We start from the raw sequence: 17,213 nt of genomic DNA, 5'->3' as shown, positions 1-17,213 counted from the left end.
GACGTGGCCCGCCTCGCCGCGGCGGGCGGGCGCGTACAGGACCGCGGTCGCGCCGGGCCGGACGCCGAGCGCGGCCCGCACCGCGCGCACGTCGGCGGCGGTGGCGGTGGCGAACCGGTCGTTGCGCGGGAAGCCGGTGGCCAGCGTCTCGTACGCGCTGGGGTGGGCGCGCTCCCAGATCTCGCCGGCGTACTGGTTGGCCGACAGGCAGAAGTCCCACCGGTCGGCGTGCTCCAGGACGCGGCCGGGGCCCGGTCCGGTTCCGGCGGCCGGGAGGCGGTGGGTGTCCAGGCCGGTCGCCGCCAGCGGGGTGCCGCGGTGGGTCTGTAGGCAGAGCTGTCCGGGGCGCCGGGCAGCGCCGGGGAAGTGGCCGTCGGTGACCAGGTAGGCGGCGCGGGCCAGCAGCTCCCAGTAGCGGCGGGAGCCGACCGTGACGTGGTCCGCGCCCGCCGGGACGGCGTCCCGGGCGTCTTCGCGGACGGCCCAGACACCGTGCAGCTGGGGCGCGATCTCCTGGGCCTTGCGGTGGATCGCGTACGGGTTGCCGGACACCGCGCGGTTGCCGCCCGCGCCGTACAGCACCAGGTCGGGGTCGAGGGGAGCGTGCCGCCGCAGGCCGTAGTAGCGCCGGGAGGCCGTCCGGGCGGCGGCCTCGCCGCGGTCCCGCAGCTCCTTGGCCAGCTCCCGCCGCAGGTCCCGGGCGCCGTGCAGCGACCGGTAGGCGCGGTACGAGCGCAGCGCGGCCGGCAGCGGCGCTCCGGCCGGGCGGTGCCGCCGGATGCAGCGGCTCGCGGCGCGGAAGAAGGCGGCGCGGTCGGCGGGCAGGATGCGGTCGGGGTCGTCGAGCATCGCCAGCAGCCGTTCGGTCATACGGGCGTGCAGCACGGCCGGCAGCGGCAGCCGGCCGCCGTCCGCGGCGGCCTCCTCCCCCGCCGCCCGCTCCGCGTCCCCGCCCGCCTCCGGCAGCAGCCCGTCGAGCCGGGCGAACAGCTCCTCGTAGCGCTCGACGGCGACCAGGTGATGGGGGCCCGGGGTGGTGGCGGCGCTGCCCCGCCGCCGCTCGCGCCAGGTGACGCAGACGCGGTCCAGCACCGCGACGCGCCGGGCGGTGAGCAGGCTCTCGTACGCGTACGGGATGTCCTCGTACGGCCCGTCGGCGAAGGCGAGGCCGCGGCCGGTCCAGTGGGCGCGGCGCACCGCGCGGTTCCACGCGGCGGGCGCCACGCCGAGCACGGCGGGCCGCCGCGCGGCGTCGAAGACCGCGTCGCCCGCGGCCCGCAGGAGGGCGCCGTCGCCGCTGGGCCGCCGGCGCTCCCACACGTCCATCCGCTCGTGGTCCCACAGCAGCACGTCCGGGTCGCCGCACGCCCGCAGCCGCGCGTCGGCGGCGGCCAGCGCGCCGGGGGCCAGCGTGTCGTCGCCGTCGAGGAAGAGCAGGTGGTCGCCGCCGGCGAGCGCGGCGCCGGCGTTGCGGGACGGGCCCGCGCCGCTCGGGCGGCGCAGGTGCAGGGTGACCAGCCGGGGGTCGCGGCGGGCGTATTCGTCGATGATCGCGCCGGTGGCGTCCGCCGAGCAGTCGTCGACGGCGATCAGTTCCACATCGCGGTAGTCCTGCTCCAGTACGGAGTCCAGGCAGGCGCGCAGATATCCCTGGACGCCGCGGGCGGGGACGATGACGCTGAACCGGGGCATGGCCCTCCCAAGGTCGGGGCGCGCGGACCGACGTACGCGGCAGCCGGACGCAGAGTGTAATCATGTCGCTACGGGCTGTCGATTTCGCCTTTCACCCGTTCGACGTACGGCCGTTTCCTGCCGGTGCGCGGCCAGTTGACCCGCATGCCCCGTACGGGCGGGTCCGTTGTCATACGGAAACGGGTGGTGGGGGGCCGCGCCCGGCAGCCGTACGCGGGACGGCAAGATGGCCCGGAACAGGAACGCGCACGGAACCGTAGGGGCAGGTTCCGGTCTCCTTAGAACGGAGGCCAACGGGAGCCCGCCGACGCCGACCACTCCGACACGAAATGTAGATGCAGTGACTGTGAATCAAGCCCGACAGCCACGTCCGGAGCCCGCCGGGCCGGCCGTCCCGCCCCCGGCCCAGGTCAGCATCGTCATCATCGCCTTCAACGACGCCGCGCTGGTCGGCGAGGCGGTGCGCTCCGCCCTCGCGCAGGGCGACGCGGTCGCCGAGGTGATCGCCGTCGACGACGCCTCCACCGACCGTACGGGGCAGGTCCTGGACGCCCTCGCGCGCGAGCACGGGCGGCTGCGGGTGATCCACCGCGCGGACAACAGCGGCGGCTGCGGCACGCCCCGCAACGACGGGCTGCGGGCCGCCGCCGGCCGCTACGTGATGTTCCTGGACAGCGACGACGTGCTGCCCGGCGGCGCGGTCGACGCGCTGCTGGGCGCCGCGCTGCGCCACGGCACCCCGGTGACGGCCGGTCTGTGCGTACGCCGCGAGCTGCCGGGACCGCGCGAGGTGCCCTGGCAGCCGGAGCTCTACCGCGAGGCCGCCGTGCACGCGCCGCTCGACGGGCACCCCGAGCTGGTCGGCGACACCCTGTGCGTCAACAAGCTCTACGACCGGGCCTTCCTGCTCGACCACGGCATCCTCTTCCCCGACGGCCGCTTCACCTATGAGGACTTCGTCTTCACCTCCCGGGTGCTGGCCGCCGCGCCGGGCCTCGCGGTCGTCCCCGACCAGGTCTACATCTGGCACGTACGGCGCTCCGCCGCCAAGCAGTCGATCTCGCTGGACCGGCGCGACGTGGCCAACTGGGAAGCCCGTATCGAGGCGCACCGCACCAGCGCGCGCATCCTGGCGGACGCCGGGCACAAGGGGCTCGCGCACGCGGCGCGCACCAAGTTCCTCGACCACGACCTGCGGATGTACGTCCGTGAGCTGCACACCCGGAGCGCGGACTACCAGCGGGAGTGGTGGCGGCTGACCCGCGCGTACCTGGCGGGCTTCGAGGAGAGCGAGCTGCTCGCCGCCGCCGCGCCCGCCCGCTGGCTGGCCCGGGTGCTGCTGGCCTGCGAGGCGCCGGTGGACGCGGCCCGGCTGACCCAGCTCGCCGCCCGCCCCGGCCGCCTGCTGCCGCCGTACGCACGCGACGGCGAGCGGCCCGTGTGGTCCCGCGAGCTGCCCGGGGCCGAGCTGGACGGCCTGGACGCGCTGCCCGCCGCCGAGCTGCCGGTGACCATCGACGCCGAGCCGGTCCTCGGCCTCAGCTGTGCGCTGCGGCTGCGCGTGCACGACCTGTACGGGCGGGTGAAGGCCGCCGGGCCGACCGCCATCGAGGTGGAACTGTGCCGCCGGACGGACGGCCGTCCCGGCCCCGTACACGCCGCCACGCTCACGCCCGACTCCGCCGGGACGGTCTGGACGGCCCGGACGGCCCTCGACCTGGGCGCCCTGCTCGGAACCGATGGCCATGGCGCCGCGTCCCCCGTGCCATGGGACCTGACCGCCCGCGTGCGCTGCGCGGACGGCTCCGTCCTGGAGGGCGCGCTGCGCGCCGTCGGTTCCGGGCTGCGCAGACACGCGCTGCCCAGCCGCCGGCACGGTCTGCTGCTGGTGCAGCCGTACGCGACCACCGGCGGCGCGCTGGCCCTGCGCGTGGCGTCCGGTGTGCGCGCGGCCTGGCACATCGCGGCCCGCAAGCTGAGCCGCAGGGCGTGAGCTGTCGTTAGTCGTGTCACAGCGGCCCGGCCGACGGCGGCGGGGCCCGGCGCGGCGGCGGCTCCGGGACGGCCCCGGTCAGCGCGCCGGAAGCCGCCGTACGGCCTCCGGGACGGCGCCCTCGGGCGTCCGTTCCTTTCCCACCCGACGCAGAACGACCACCTTAGGATGGCGAGATGTCTTACTTGATCACGGGCGGCGCCGGCTACATCGGCGCCCACGTCGTACGGGCCATGACGCAGGCGGGCGAGCGGGTCGTGGTGCTCGACGACCTCTCCACGGGCGTGGCCGCCCGGGTCCCCGAGGGCGTCCCGCTGGTGGAGGGCTCCACCCTGGACCGCGCGCTGCTGGACCGGACGATCGCCGAGCACGGCATCACCGGCGTCGTGCACCTGGCCGCGAAGAAGCAGGTCGGCGAGTCCGTCGAGATGCCGCTGCACTACTACCGGGAGAACGTGCACGGCCTGCAGACGCTGCTGGAGGCCATGGCGGCGGGCGGCGTCGGCCAGTTCGTCTTCTCGTCCTCCGCGGCCGTCTACGGCATGCCGGACGTGGACCTGGTCACCGAGGACACCCCCTGCGTGCCGATCAACCCGTACGGCGAGACCAAGCTGGTCGGCGAGTGGATGGCGCGCGCCGCGGGCAAGGCGCACGGCATCAACACCGCGTGCCTGCGCTACTTCAACGTGGCCGGCACCGCCACGCCCGAGCTGGCCGACATCGGCGTCTTCAACATCGTGCCGATGGTCTTCGAGAAGCTCACCGACGGCGAGGCGCCGCGGATCTTCGGCGACGACTACCCGACGCCGGACGGCACCTGCATCCGCGACTACATCCACGTCGCGGACCTCGCGGACGCCCACCTGGCCGCCGCCCGCAAGCTGGCCGAGCCCGGCCCGGTGCGCGACCTGACGCTGAACATCGGCCGCGGCGAGGGCGTCTCCGTCAAGGAGATGATCGACCTGATCAACGAGATCACCGGTCACCCGGACGCCACCCCCGAGGTCACCCCGCGCCGCCCCGGCGACCCGGCCCGGGTCGTCGCCGCCGCCGACCGCATCGCCGGTGAGCTGGGCTGGAAGGCCCGCTACAACGTGCGCGACATGATCACCTCGGCCTGGCAGGGCTGGCAGCACCACCGCCCGGGCGCCTGATCCGGAACGCCTGCCCGTACGCCCCCGGTTCCGCCGGGGGCGTACGGCGTTTCAGGCGCGGTCGTCCTCCTCGGCCGACGGCGGGTCCGGCTCGCCCCCGGTGTCCGCCCGTACGGCCTCGGTCAGCTCCTCCACCGCGCCCTTCCGCAGGCACTGCGCACGCAGCCGCAGCCCCGGCGGCAGGGCGTCCAGCACACGGTCGGTGAGATAGGCCTCGACCAGGGGGCGGGCGGCCTTCGCCATGGCGCGGCGGCCCGCGGCGTCACGGGCGAGGTAGGGCTCGGCGAACTGGGCCAGGATCTCGCCGTGGAAGTGGCGGACCATGAGCGTGTCGCGGTCCGGGCCCGGCGGCACCAGGTCGGCGACCTCGGCGAGCACGGTGCCGATGTAGCCGAGGTGCTCGACCCAGTCGAGGTCCTGGCGGCTGGCGTTGCTGTCGTCGTCGCGGCCCTGGAGGTAGTAGCAGTCGTAGTCGCCCAGGACCGAGACGGTCTCCGCGCCGAGCAGGGCCCGGATGCCGAAGGGCAGGTCCTCGGCCCTCAGCCGGCCCTCCACGAAGCGCAGGCCGCGCTCCTGGACGTAGGCGCGGCGGAAGAGCTTGTAGGCCGCCAGCGTCCAGTAGACGGGCGAGTCGAAGGGCGTGACGCGCGGGCTGGTGGTGTGCAGGTCGACGGGGGCGCCGCGACCGCCGGCGCCGACTATGCGCCCGTAGACGATGTCCGAGCCGTACGTGTCGGCCAGCGCGGTGAGCCGTTCCAGCGCTTCGGTGCCGAGATGGTCGTCGGAGTCGAGGAAGAAGAGGTAGCGGCCGCGGGCGCGGTCCATGCCGGCGTTGCGGGGCTTGCCGGGACCGCCGGAGGCCGGCTGGTGGAGCACCGTCAGGTTCGGGTGCGCACGGGCCGCCTCGTCCAGCCAGGCGCCGCTCCCGTCGTCGGACCCGTCGTCCACCGCGATCACCTCGACCGCGTCCGGGCCGAGGCTCTGGGCGAAGGCGGAGCCCAGGCTCCGTTCCAGGTAGCAGCGGGTGTTGTGCACCGGCACGACGACCGAGACGACCGGGTCGGGCCCCTGGCCGCCGGAGGCGGGCGGACGGTCTGCTGCCACGGTGTGCCTCTTCCGTCGTCCGGTGCGGACCGGCCCCGCGCGCGGGCGGGGCCGGTCCGGCGGACCTCAGCGCTCCAGCAGGGCGAAGAGGTCCTCCCAGCGCTTGACGATGCGGTCGGTGGAGTACCGCTGTACGTTCTCCCGCGCCGCCGTACCGAGCCGGTCGCGCAGCTCCTTGTCGGAGATCAGCGCGTCGATGTGCCGGGCCAGTTCGGCGGTGTTGCCGACCACGGCCAGCAGGCCGTCCTCGCCGTCCCGGACGATCTCGTGGACGCCGGGAGCACAGTCGAACGCCGCGCACGGCACGCCGCTGGCCATCGCCTCCATGAGCGAGAGCGGGAAGCCCTCGGCCCGGGAGGACTGGGCGAAGACGGAGGCGCCGCGCAGCGCGCCCGCCACGTCGTCGGTGCGGCCCATGAACTCCACGGAGTCCGCGAGCCCCAGCGTGTCGGCCTGCTTCTTCAGGATCTCCTCGTCCTCACCGGAACCGTAGATCCGCAGCGTCCAGTCGGGGTGGTCCGGCGCGACCGCGGCCCAGGTGTCCAGGAGCAGGTCGACGCCCTTCTCGTCGGAGAGCCGGCCGATGCTGGCGACGACCTTGGCGGTGCGGTCGGAGGGCACCTCGGGCGTCACCGGCAGCGGGTTGGGCATGAAGTCCGCGTTGTCCATGCCCTGCCGGATCCACAGGTCGGCGTCCTCGCGGGTGAGGGCGAGCAGCCGGTCCACGCCCTTGTAGTGCTTCTTGACCCGGTTGAAGCGCGAGGACTTGCGGCACGCCTCGAAGGACTCGTGGGTCATGCCGACCACCGGCAGCCCCGCGGTGTCCGCGAGCGCCACCCACTCCATGGCCCACACCTGCGTGACGATGACCATGCCGCCCGGCCGCGCGGCCCGGAACAGCGCGCTGAGCTTGGCCGCCTGCTCCTCCATGCCGGCCTGGCGGGCGGCCCGGCGGCGCTGCTCGGCGATGTTCAGGCGCCCCTTGATGCCGCGGGCGGCTGGTACGGCCTTGGGCGGGTGCACGTCGTACAGCGTCGTCGTCTCGTACGGCAGGTCCGCGCCGAGGTCGGCGCGCAGGTCCTCCGGGGCCGGTACGACGCCGATGACGTGCACGCGGTGGCCGCGCTCGGCGAAGAGCCGGGCCATCTGGTGGGACCAGGTGGTCACCCCGCCCATCTCGTCGACGTTGTTGGAGACGAAGAAGATGTCACGCCCGGTCATGGGCCTCCCCCTTCACGGAAGCGCCGCTCGGCGCGGAGCCGGTGATGACGGTGGGGCCGGGCAGGGCGCCGCCCGGCACCGTGCCGCGGTCCGCGCCGCCCGTGGGCGCGCCGCCGAAGAACCACTCGACGATCGCGCGGGCCGCGTCGCCCTGGTCGTACTCGCCGAACTCGGCGGTGAAGCGGCGCCGGGCCTCGCGGTGCCCGTCGTCCGCGGCCTTCAGGCCCTCGATCGCCTCGAACAGCTCCTCGGCCGTGCCCAGCACCGGGCCCGGCGCCTTCTCCTTGAGGTCGAAGTAGGTGCCGCGCGCCTCGTTGGCGTACTCGTCGTAGTCGTACGCGAAGAACAGCATCGGCCGGTCGAGCAGGGCGTAGTCGAACATCACGGAGGAGTAGTCCGTGATCATCGCGTCGGCCAGCTGGAGCAGCGGGGTGATGTCGTGGTACCCGGTGACGTCGATGACCTTGCCGCGTACGGACGGCGGCAGCACCACGTTGTTCAGGTAGTGCGAGCGCATCAGCAGCACGAAGCGGTCGCCGAAGCGCTCGGCGAACTCGTCCACGTCGAAGGGCGGTTCGAAGCCGCGGACCGAGCCGTTGGGGTTGGCGCGGAAGGTCGGCGCGTACAGCAGCACGGTCTTGTCGGCGCCGATGCCCAGCTCCTCGGCGAGCGGGCCGCGTTCGCGCACGCCGCTCGACTCCTCCGCCCGGCGCGTGGCGGCCAGCGCATCGTTGCGCGGGTAGCCGGTGCGCAGCAGCACCTCGTCGCGCAGGCGGAAGGCGCGGGCCAGGGTCCGTACGTCGTGCTCGGAGCGGACCAGGAAGTGGTCGAAGCGGTCCAGGACCTTCTGGAACTCCTCCTTGGCGGCACGCGACTTGAGCTTCAGGCTCGGCTCGTCGAAGCCCATGCGCTTGAGCGCGGAGCCGTGCCAGGTCTGGATGTAGGTGGTCTCCGGGCGCTTGTGCAGGCGCAGCGGGAAGCCCTGGTTGTCGATCCAGAACTCGGCCTGGGCGAGGGCGCGCAGGTACTGCCAGCTCCAGCGCTTGACGAGGGTGGCGTCCTTGGGGAAGCCGTCCGGCTTCTTGCCGTCGTAGGCCCACACCGCCTCGAAGTCGACGCCCTGGCGGCGCATCTCCTCGTAGATGGCGCGGGGGCTGTCGCTGTACTGCTTGCCGAGGTGGCTCTCGAAGACGACGAGCCCCTTGTGGACCGGCAGCTTGCTGAACACCTCGTGGTAGACGCGCAGTTTGGTCTCGCCGGAGGTCAGGTCGCGCTTGGCCTTGCGGGCCTTGCGCACGCCGTTCTTGGCGAGGTCGGCGGCGGGGCTGCGCAGCGCCTGCCGCAGCACCTCGTTGGTGCGCCTGGCCGCCTTGCCCTGGGCGTCCAGGACGAAGGTGAGGTGGCCGCGCTTGGAGGTGGCGGGCTCGACGCGGTCGGAGACCAGCCGGGTGAGCCGGGGGCGCACCCGCAGCGCGTGGGCGCTGTCCAGGTCGACGCCGCCGACGGTCAGGCGGGTGCGGGTGGTGGCGCCGTCCACGTCCAGGATCAGCCGGACGTCCCAGACGGCGTCGATGACGCCCAGCGGGCGCAGCCGGCGGGCCAGGTCCAGTTCGGCGTCCCAGTGCAGGCCGTCCTCCGCGATGCGCAGCGAGGTCAGCGGGAAGGAGAACGCCTGGAGGCTCTTGCGGCGGGCCTTGAGCTCCAGCCGGCCGCGCAGCGGGGTGCCGGGGGTGACCTTGCCGAGCGGGTTGACGACCGTGCCGGCCAGCCTGACCGTGCCGCGCCCGTCGTCCTCGTAGGAGGTGAGCTGGTTGCGCAGGAACAGCTTGCCGACCGAGCGGGTGTGGTAGCCGGCGTCGGTGACGTCCAGCACCCGGCGGCCCTCGGGGTCGTCGAGGTGCTCGGCGCACCAGTAGATGCGGCCGTCGCGCTCGGCGAGCGGGGAGGAGAGCTTGTCGCGGTTGATCAGGGTGTCCACCGCGGGCATCAGGTTGTGCCAGTCCTCCTGGGCCAGGAGGTAGGCGCAGATGGCCTGGATGGGCTGGACCCGCTCGTACGCCTCGGGGGAGATGCCGGCGAGGTAGCCGTTGGCCATCGCCGCGAACTCGCGGCGGTACGCCTCGTCCAGCAGCGGAAGATCACGCAGATGCAGCACGAGGTCGTGCTTGAGGAACTTGACGTCCTTGTGGAACTTCAGGTCGGCCAGGCCCTCGCGCTCCAGCAGTTCGTCCACCCGGCGGTGGATCTCCATGCGGTGCGCGAAGTTGGCGATCTCGTGGCGCCGGTTGCTGATCGACTTCGTGGCCGCCTTCTCGAAGACGTTCCAGAAGTAGACGTGGTTGGGGATCAGCGTGATGCGCTTGGCGGCCACGTACGCCTGGGCCGAGAAGAGCAGGTCCTCGTAGTGGATGCCGACCGGGAAGACCAGCCCGGACTCCAGCAGGAACTCGCGCCGGTAGCACTTGTTCGTCGAGAGCGTGTCGAAGACCAGCAGGTCGGGCAGCTCGGAGATGGACTCGATGGTGCGGGTGCGGGAGTACAGCCAGGGGTACCACTCGGTCTGCTTGTGGTGGCGCGAGTCGACGTTGACCCGTACGCACATACCGGAGACCAGGTCGGCGCCGGTCCGCTCGGCCGCCTCCAGCATGTTGCGGCAGGCGTTCGGCTCCAGGACGTCGTCGCTGTCCAGGAACATGACGTACGAGCCGGTCGCGTGCTGGACGCCGTGGTTGCGGGGTGCGCCGCAGCCGCCGCTGTTCTGCGGCAGCTGGAGGGCCCGCACCCGGTCCGGGTCGGCGGCGGCGAGCTGCCGGGCCACCTCGAAGGATCTGTCCGTGCTGCAGTCGTCGACGATCAGTACTTCGACTCCGTGGAGCGTCTGGTCCAGTACGGACCGGACGGCCGTCGGTAGCCGGTCGGCGTCGTTGTAGACGATCACGACTACGGAGACGTCAGGCACGGGCACCCCAATCCTCTTTTCATAGCGCTGCGGGACCCCAAAACTACATCGGTCCGCGACCCGCCCGGCACGCCGCCGACCGGCGCACGAGCGCACGTTCGCCGCCGGGCCTTCCTCTTGTCAAACCGCATTATTGCGGACATTTGGCTTACCGTAGGACTCTCGACCCGGGGACGATCACCCGCATCGGGAACCGGGTCACGACATTCCCGACACGGCAAATCCATCGCCCGAAAGCGGCATCTACTCGTTCATGACGCAGGTGGACAGGGAAGCGCGGCGCCCCGTGAAAGTGACCTTCAAGACGCTGACCGCACCCCGGTTCGCGCCGCCTTTCGCGGCATTGCTGGCCATGGGCGCCTATTGCCTCGGTATGACGATGCTCGGCAGCTATCCGTTCGGTACCCGCTCCCGTGCCGTCAATGACCTCGGAAACCAGTTCGTCCCCTTCCACTTCCACCTGTGGGACCTGATGCACGGCGCCACCACCGGTGACCTGGCGTTCAACTGGAACAGCGGCTACGGCGTCCCCTTCCTCGCCGACTTCCTCACCTATCTGATGAATCCGTTCTCCTGGCTCGTCGGGCTGTTCCCGCGCGAGCTGGCCGAGCTGCCGGTCTTCCTCGTCACGCTGGGCTGCATCGGACTCGGGACGGCGCTGATGACCGTCTTCCTCGGACGGCTGCACCCCGGCTCGGCCTGGCTGCGCGCGCTGCTCGCGGTGGGGTACGGCACCTGCGCCTGGGTGGTGAGCGACGGCACCGCCGACCCGATGTGGATGTGGGGCCTGGTCTCGCTGCCGCTGACCGGCATCGCCGCCGACTGGTGCCTGCGCCGTCGCCGCTGGCCGGCCGGCACCCTGCTGGTCGGCGTGGCCTGGGCCGGGAACTTCTACACCGCGGCGATGGCCACCCTCGCCATGGCGCTGGTGCTGGCCGTACGCCTGCTGCTCGCCACGGACCTGCCCGTACGGCACCGGCTGCGCGCCCTGGCCCGGGCCGCCGCCATGGCACTGACCGGCATCCTCCTGGCAGCCCCCGCCATCACCGTCACCCTCAAGGCCAGCAAGGCGTCCCGGCCCGCCCCGGAGGCCGTCTACCGGGGCCGCCCGCCGACGCTGGACGTCCTCGCGGAGCTGCTGCCCGGCGGGCGCGGCTCGGTGCCCGCGCCGCACCTGTTCATCGGGATGCTGGGCCTGCTGCTGGTGGCGGCCTTCCCGTTCGTCCGCGCCGTTCCGGTACGGGTCCGCGTCGCCTGGTACGCGCTGGCCGCCTGCGTCGCGGTCTCCTTCGTCTGGAAACCGACGCTGCTCCTCTGGCACGGACTGGCCGTCCCCAACGGCAGCCCGTACCGCGCCTCCTTCGTCCTCAGCGCGCTGCTCGTGATCATCTCCTGGCTGGCGCTGGCACACCGGCCGCGGCCGCGCGAGCTGGCGGCCGGCGCGGTACTGGTGGCCCTGCTCGCCGCGCTGTGCCACGGGCGCAGCGCGGTCGGCCCGGCCACCTGGGTGCTGGTGGCGGGGGGCGGGACGGTGGTGCTGGGGGTGTTGGTGGCGCTCGCGCGGCGGCGGACCGATCACGCCGTACGGACCACCGTCGCCACCGTGCTGACCTGCGCGGTCTTCTTCGGGTCGGCGTACGCGGCGTTCGCCGTCACGGCCGCCCGGGACAAGATCGAATGGTGGGGCCCGAAGATCACTCTGAACGAGCAGGCCCTCGCCGCGCACCGGGGCATCCAGCAGCGCGCGGACTGGCCGCGCTCCCGCACCGACCCCGGGCCGCACGAGTTCGCCAACAACGACCCGCTGCTGCTGGGCGGCGAGGGCGGCGCGTACTACAGCAGCTACCTGCCGGAGAGCACCGCGCGCACGCTGCGCGAGCTGGGCGGCGGCTGGTACATCCAGGGCCGTCACACACGCAGCCTCGAAGACCCCGTAAGCCGCGCCATCATGGCCGTGAGCAGCTATCAGACAGGCCCGCAGGCGGGTCCGGTCGACGTAGGGCGAGCCGCCGCCGCGCCGCTGCTGACCGTACGGCCCGGCCTGAAAGCGGACGACCTCGACCAGCAGCGGCGCGGGGCGGCCGCGCGGGGCATCGACGTGCGCGACGATCCGCGGGTCGGCGGCAGCACGGTCTTCGCCCGCCAGGAGCGGCTGCTGGGCGCGCGCGTGTACGAGGTGCCGACGCTGCGCCTGACGGGTGACGGGGGCGGCGGGGGCGGGCCGGCGGCGGGAGGGCACTCGGTGGGGCTCGGCCCGTACGTTCCTGGCTCCCCTTACCTTTCCAGCCCGTACGTTCCAGGCCCCCCGTACGGTCCCGGCCCGCGCCTTCCCGACCCGTCCGCCGGGTCCGTGCGTCCGGTGCCGCGTCTGGTGGACGGCGAGTGGCGGCTGCCTGCAACCCGCCGGGGCGGGGCCGCCGTCTTCACGGTCCGGTGCGCTCCCGGGTCGGACGTCTTCTGGTACGCGCCCTGGTACCACGGCAAGGTGCAGGCGGACGGCCATACCTCCCCCGGGTTCGGCAGCCGGGAGACGACCGCCAACCCGATCAGGGGACTGGGCAGGGTCCCCGCCGACGGGCGGCTGACGGTGTCCTTCAGCAACCCGAAGGCCCAGCGCGTCCCGGAACACCCGCTCGGCTGCCTGGCCCCGAAGAAGCTCGCCGCCGCCGTGGCGAAGCTGCGCGCACAGGCTCCGGCACGTCTCTCGGCGAGCGGGCACGCGCTGTCGGCCGAGTTGCCCGCGCACAGCACCGGCACGGCCGTCCTGGCCGTACCGGCCGTCTCCGGCTGGAGCTGCCGGGTGGACGGCGGTACGGCCCGCGCCCCGCGCACGTTCGGCGGCCTGATCGCCGTGCCGCTGGGGGCGGGCGCCTCCCGGCTGGACTGCTCGTACCGCACGCCGGGACTGCTGCCGGGGCTGGCGGCGAGCGGCGGCGCCTTGCTGGTGCTGGCCGCGGTGGCTGTCACGGGTGGCGTACGGGGGCGTCGGCGGTGGGACCGGGACCAAGGCCGGAGGCGGGACAAAGGCCAGAGGTGGGGCCGGGGTCAGGGCTGGGGCCGGGGCCGGGCATCCCACTCGGCCCCTTCGCCCAAATCGTGACATCTCATCTCATTAGTAGAATTGCTGCTTGGGGCGTGGTGGTCTCACCACGCCGCGCTCCGCCCCGCCCCGGCGAAAGGGCCCCTTCATGAAGCTCTCGGTCGTCGTGCCCTGTTACAACGAAGAGGAAGTCATCGGCCGCTTCGACGAGGAGATCCGCCAGGTGCTCGGAGAACTCGCCGTCGAGTACGAGCTGTGTTACGTGGACGACGGCAGCTCGGACGGCACGCTGCACCGGATACGCACCCTCGCCCAGCAGCACCGCCACACCACCCGCTACCTCTCCTTCAGCCGGAACTTCGGCAAGGAGTCCGCGATGCTCGCGGGCCTGAAGGAGGCCACCGGCGACGCCGTCATCCTCATGGACGCCGACCTCCAGCACCCGCCCCGGCTGATCGAGAAGATGCTCGACCTCTACCAGCTCGGCCACGACCAGGTCATCGCCAAGCGCAGCCGGGACGGCGATGCGCCGCTGCGCAGCGTGTGCAGCCGGCTGTACTACCGGGCGGTCAACAAATGGGTGGACGTGGAGCTGACCGACGGCGTCGGCGATTTCCGGCTGCTGTCGCGCCCCGCCGTGGACGCGCTGGTCTCGCTGCCCGAGTACAACCGCTTCTCCAAGGGGCTGTTCTCCTGGATCGGGTTCGACACCGTCACCTTCGACTACCGCAACGCCCGGCGTGAGGGCGGCACGACCAAGTGGTGCTTCGGCTCACTGGTCAACTACGGCATCGACGGCATGATCTCCTTCAACAGCCGCCCGCTGCGGGTGGCGATCTACACGGGCCTGAGCCTGGCCGCGCTGGCCGCCGCGTATGCCCTGTGGATCATCGGCGCGGCGGTCGTCGGCGGCATCACCGCGCCCGGTTACGTCACCCTGGTGGCGATCATCGTGGGCCTGGGCGGCCTCCAGATGGTGATGCTCGGCCTGATCGGCGAGTACATCGGCCGCATCTACTACGAGACGAAGCGCCGCCCGCACTTCCTGGTCAAGGAGACCAACGGGACGACGCCCGCCCACACCCCGACGGCCCGGGTGGCGGGCCGGGTCCGCCGATGAGGCGTCTCCCCCGAGTGGCGCGGCCGGCGCGGCTGGCGCGGCTGGCGCGGCTGGCGCGGCTGGCGCGGCTGGCGCGGCTGCTGCGGTTCGCCGTCGTCGGCGGCGTCAACACCCTCACGTTCTACGGGTGCTACCTGGCCCTCCACCCCTGGCTGCCGTACTTCGCCGCCTACACGATCGCGTTCGTCCTCAGCATGGTGGGCTCGTTCTTCCTGAACACCTACTTCACCTACCGCACCCGCCCCACCTGGAAGAAGTTCCTGCTCTTTCCGCTGACCCAGGTCACCAACTACGTGGTGCAGAGCGCGGGCCTGGTGGTGCTGGTGAACTGGTGCGGCCTGGGCACCCGCATCGCGCCGCTGCTCGCGGCGGTGCTGGCGATCCCGTTCACCTATCTGGTCTCGACGCGCATTCTGGTGCCGGGGCGGGCGCCGGTATCCGTGGGGGGTACGGGGGACGGCCGTACGAGGAATGGCCGTACGGGGGACGGGGCTCCTCGTACCGGCGAGGACGACGGCCGTACGGGGGACGGAGCTCAGCCGGTGCGGTCCGGTGGGCCGGTCTGACCCCGCCTCGGCTGCTGGACCGTCCACTTCTGGAACGGGCCGTCCGCGCCGGCGTCCCGCTGCCGCACCGTGTGCAGCCGCGCGTCGTTGCCGAGGACGGCCAGGACGGCGCGCCCGTCGGGGTCCTGTCCGACGGCCGCCGCACCCGAATGCGGAACCTTCCCGGTCTGCCAGCGTCCCGGCCCGCCCTGGCCGGCCTCGCCGACCGCGTACCGCAGCAGGCCCGCACTGTCCCGGGCCGCGAGCACGACCGTCCGCGCGGGCTTGCCGACAGCCGCCGCGGCCACCCGCCCGTACCCGCCGACCGGCTCGTACCGGGCCGCAAGCCGCCAGGACGCGGATTCCTGCCGCTCGGCGAGCAGGACCCGCGCGGTGCCGCTCTGCCGGTAGGCCAGGCGCACCGTGCCGTCGCCCAGCGGGACCAGGCTCAGCGGCCCGGCGGGTTCGGGCAGATTGGTGCCCCCGGTGGGCTCGGGCAGCTCGCCCGGCTCCTTGGAGATCCAGTGGTACACCTCTTTGTCGCCCGGCGCCGCGACGTGCACCAGCCCCTCGGAGTCCACACACGCGTCCAGCCCGTCCACGATGCCCGGCACCCGGCCCGCCATGCCGCCGGAGCCGGTAGGCGGCGCCAGCCGCCGCCACAGGGACCAGTCCGTGCCGCGCGCGCCGCTGCGGTAGCCGATGCCGCCCTGCCAGTCGCGGGCGAAGACGTGCACCGTGCCCTCCTGGTCGACGGCGGCGGCCGGGAAACCCGTCTCCAGTGACCTGACCGGCGCGGCGTCCGGGACGCCCAGTGACTCCCACGTGCCGAAGGTCGGCACGCCGTCGCGGGCCGTGCCGTTCTGGAGGGCGGTCAGCAGCTCGCGCCGGTGCGCCTGGTTGCGGGCGGGCAGGACCGTACGGGAGGCGAAGAGCTGGAGGGCGCCGCCGGGGTGGCTGACGGCGTGCAGCTGGCCCTGGAACATGCGGCCGCCGAGCGGGTGCGGGCCGCTGAACCTACCGTTGCCCGGCGCGGTCTCGGCCCAGCACACCGCGGTGCCGTCCAGGACCGCGAAGGCCGCGAGCCGGCCGTCTTTGAGGGGCCGCAGCCAGCTGTTGGAGCCGGGGGCGCGGAGCCGGGTGCTGCGGGTCCAGTTGCGGGACCAGCCGTCCAGCGCCGAACCGCCCACCTTGCGGTCGCCGCAGCCCGACCGGTCACCGCAGTCCCGGCCGTCGGCCCAGCCGTAGACGGACAGGAGCCGGCCCTTGCGCCGGGCGGCCTGCGGGTCGAGGTTGTTGGGCAGCGCGTCCGCCTCGTATCCGAGATAGCTCTCCACCACGGTGGGGCGGTTGTGCTCGCGCCCCCAGTAGCCCGCGAGCGCCGCCTGCGCGAAGTACGCCGAAGCCGTGTGGTCCTGGTGGTCGTAGTAGAAGAGCCCGCGCAGTCTGGGGTCGTCGGTGCGCGGCGCCGGATGCGGGGCATGCACCGCGTTCGGGTCGAGGGTGCGGACCACGGTGGGCCGGACCCGCTCCAGGAGCGCGACCAGCGACTCGACGACCTGCTCGCGGGTGTACTCGAAGGTGCGCTGTACGGGGGTGCCCTCGGGACGCAGCGTGGACAGCGTGTCGGTGACGCCCAGCCACAGGCCGCGCAGGCTGTGCGCGCGGGGCTCGGAGACGGTCCGCGCCTCGACCAGCTCCAGGAAGAAGAGCTGGTTGTGCGGTGCGGCCCGCAGGGTCTGCACCTCGGCCTGGAAGCCGGGCAGGAGGGAGACGGCCTCCACATCCCAGGGGCTGAGCGGGTCGCCGGTGGCCATGACCGCGTGCGCGGCCCGCAGTCCGTTGGTACGGGCCCGCGCGAAGGCGGCGCGGTCGCGCGGCGGCAGCCGGTTCCCGCGCCCGTGCTCGGCGGTGTTCCGGCCGTCCGACTCACCGCCGGTCAGGCACACCGTCACCGAGCGGGCGCCACTGCGCACCGACTGCTCCAGGGCCGGGTTCATGAAGTACAGCGAATCGTCGGCGTGCGCGATGACGTGCAGGTACGCCTGCTCCGCACCGGACGCGGCGGCCTCCCGCTCCAGCGCCGGAGCGGCGACCTGGGACAACGGCGCACCCGGCCCGAGCCAGGCCCACATCCCGGCCCCGGCCGTGACCGCGGCCGCTCCCCCACCGGCCACCTGGAGCAGACGCCGTCGGGACATACGGGGCGAATGCATCGGCACAGCGCTGCTCCTCCATGGCGCCCTCCAGCACCCAAGACGCACCAGATCCGCTCACAACAGGATGAGGCGCCTCCTTAGGTGCGTTCCTTCAGTATTCGGTTGCGGGGTGGGGGTGCATGCGGAGGGTGGGGCATTTGGGGGTGGTGCGGCGGGGGCGTTGGGG

The 17,213-nt window shown here is 73.2% G+C and carries 10 protein-coding genes; 5 read left to right on the top strand and 5 right to left on the bottom strand.

All coding sequences use genetic code 11. The annotated features are described in order from the left end of the window. The coding region (locus tag IH45_RS1000000150730) for a bifunctional glycosyltransferase/CDP-glycerol:glycerophosphate glycerophosphotransferase (protein WP_030680838.1) at positions 1-1,692 on the bottom strand (1,692 nt) is incomplete at its 3' end. A 346-nt stretch (positions 1,693-2,038) separates the two neighbouring features. Here IH45_RS1000000150730 and IH45_RS0139640 point away from each other — a divergent pair. Together IH45_RS0139640 and galE are read left to right on the top strand one after the other, a co-directional pair. After that, on the top strand, positions 2,039-3,685 hold the full coding sequence (locus IH45_RS0139640; RefSeq protein WP_050515515.1) for a glycosyltransferase family 2 protein: 1,647 nt from the start codon (positions 2,039-2,041) through the stop codon (positions 3,683-3,685). A 176-nt stretch (positions 3,686-3,861) separates the two neighbouring features. Further along, positions 3,862-4,839, top strand: a complete 978-nt coding sequence (gene galE, locus IH45_RS0139635) for a UDP-glucose 4-epimerase GalE (RefSeq protein WP_030680834.1) — start codon at positions 3,862-3,864, stop codon at positions 4,837-4,839. Positions 4,840-4,890: 51 nt separating this feature from the next. Here the strand turns inward: galE and IH45_RS0139630 are convergent, their stop codons facing one another. The 3 genes from IH45_RS0139630 to IH45_RS0139620 all read right to left on the bottom strand — a co-directional run bounded on the left by IH45_RS0139630 (position 4,891) and on the right by IH45_RS0139620 (position 10,129). Then, positions 4,891-5,943, bottom strand: a complete 1,053-nt coding sequence (locus IH45_RS0139630) for a glycosyltransferase family 2 protein (RefSeq protein ID WP_030680832.1) — start codon at positions 5,941-5,943, stop codon at positions 4,891-4,893. 66 nt (positions 5,944-6,009) lie between these two features. Further along, positions 6,010-7,164 (bottom strand): glycosyltransferase family 4 protein, encoded by a 1,155-nt coding sequence (locus tag IH45_RS0139625; protein ID WP_030680830.1) that lies wholly within the window; start codon positions 7,162-7,164, stop codon positions 6,010-6,012. Continuing rightward, the gene (locus IH45_RS0139620; protein ID WP_234440856.1) at positions 7,151-10,129 is read right to left on the bottom strand and encodes a bifunctional glycosyltransferase/CDP-glycerol:glycerophosphate glycerophosphotransferase; all 2,979 of its coding nucleotides are present in this window, start codon (positions 10,127-10,129) and stop codon (positions 7,151-7,153) included. The genes IH45_RS0139625 and IH45_RS0139620 overlap by 14 nt, the downstream gene beginning before the upstream one ends. 247 nt (positions 10,130-10,376) lie before the next feature. Between IH45_RS0139620 and IH45_RS0139615 the strand changes: the two genes are divergently transcribed. From IH45_RS0139615 to IH45_RS0139605, 3 genes are all read left to right on the top strand, one after another. Beyond that, positions 10,377-13,223: a YfhO family protein gene (locus IH45_RS0139615; protein WP_234440855.1), complete on the top strand. Its 2,847-nt coding sequence runs from the start codon at positions 10,377-10,379 to the stop codon at positions 13,221-13,223. Between the two features lie 88 nt (positions 13,224-13,311). After that, the gene (locus tag IH45_RS0139610; RefSeq protein WP_030680821.1) at positions 13,312-14,283 is read left to right on the top strand and encodes a glycosyltransferase family 2 protein; all 972 of its coding nucleotides are present in this window, start codon (positions 13,312-13,314) and stop codon (positions 14,281-14,283) included. After that, positions 14,280-14,849: a GtrA family protein gene (locus tag IH45_RS0139605; protein ID WP_078898009.1), complete on the top strand. Its 570-nt coding sequence runs from the start codon at positions 14,280-14,282 to the stop codon at positions 14,847-14,849. Before IH45_RS0139610 ends, IH45_RS0139605 begins: the two co-directional genes overlap by 4 nt. On the opposite strand, the gene IH45_RS0139600 is transcribed toward IH45_RS0139605, so the two are convergent. Next, on the bottom strand, positions 14,819-17,029 hold the full coding sequence (locus IH45_RS0139600) for a PIG-L family deacetylase (protein WP_234440854.1): 2,211 nt from the start codon (positions 17,027-17,029) through the stop codon (positions 14,819-14,821). The genes IH45_RS0139605 and IH45_RS0139600 overlap by 31 nt on opposite strands. Between the last annotated feature and the right edge of the window lie 184 nt (positions 17,030-17,213).

It is taken from the genome of Streptomyces rimosus subsp. rimosus (assembly GCF_000720725.1).
Taxonomy (GTDB): Bacteria; Actinomycetota; Actinomycetes; order Streptomycetales; family Streptomycetaceae; genus Streptomyces; species Streptomyces rimosus_A.
This window is presented reverse-complemented; position numbering and strand designations above follow the sequence as displayed.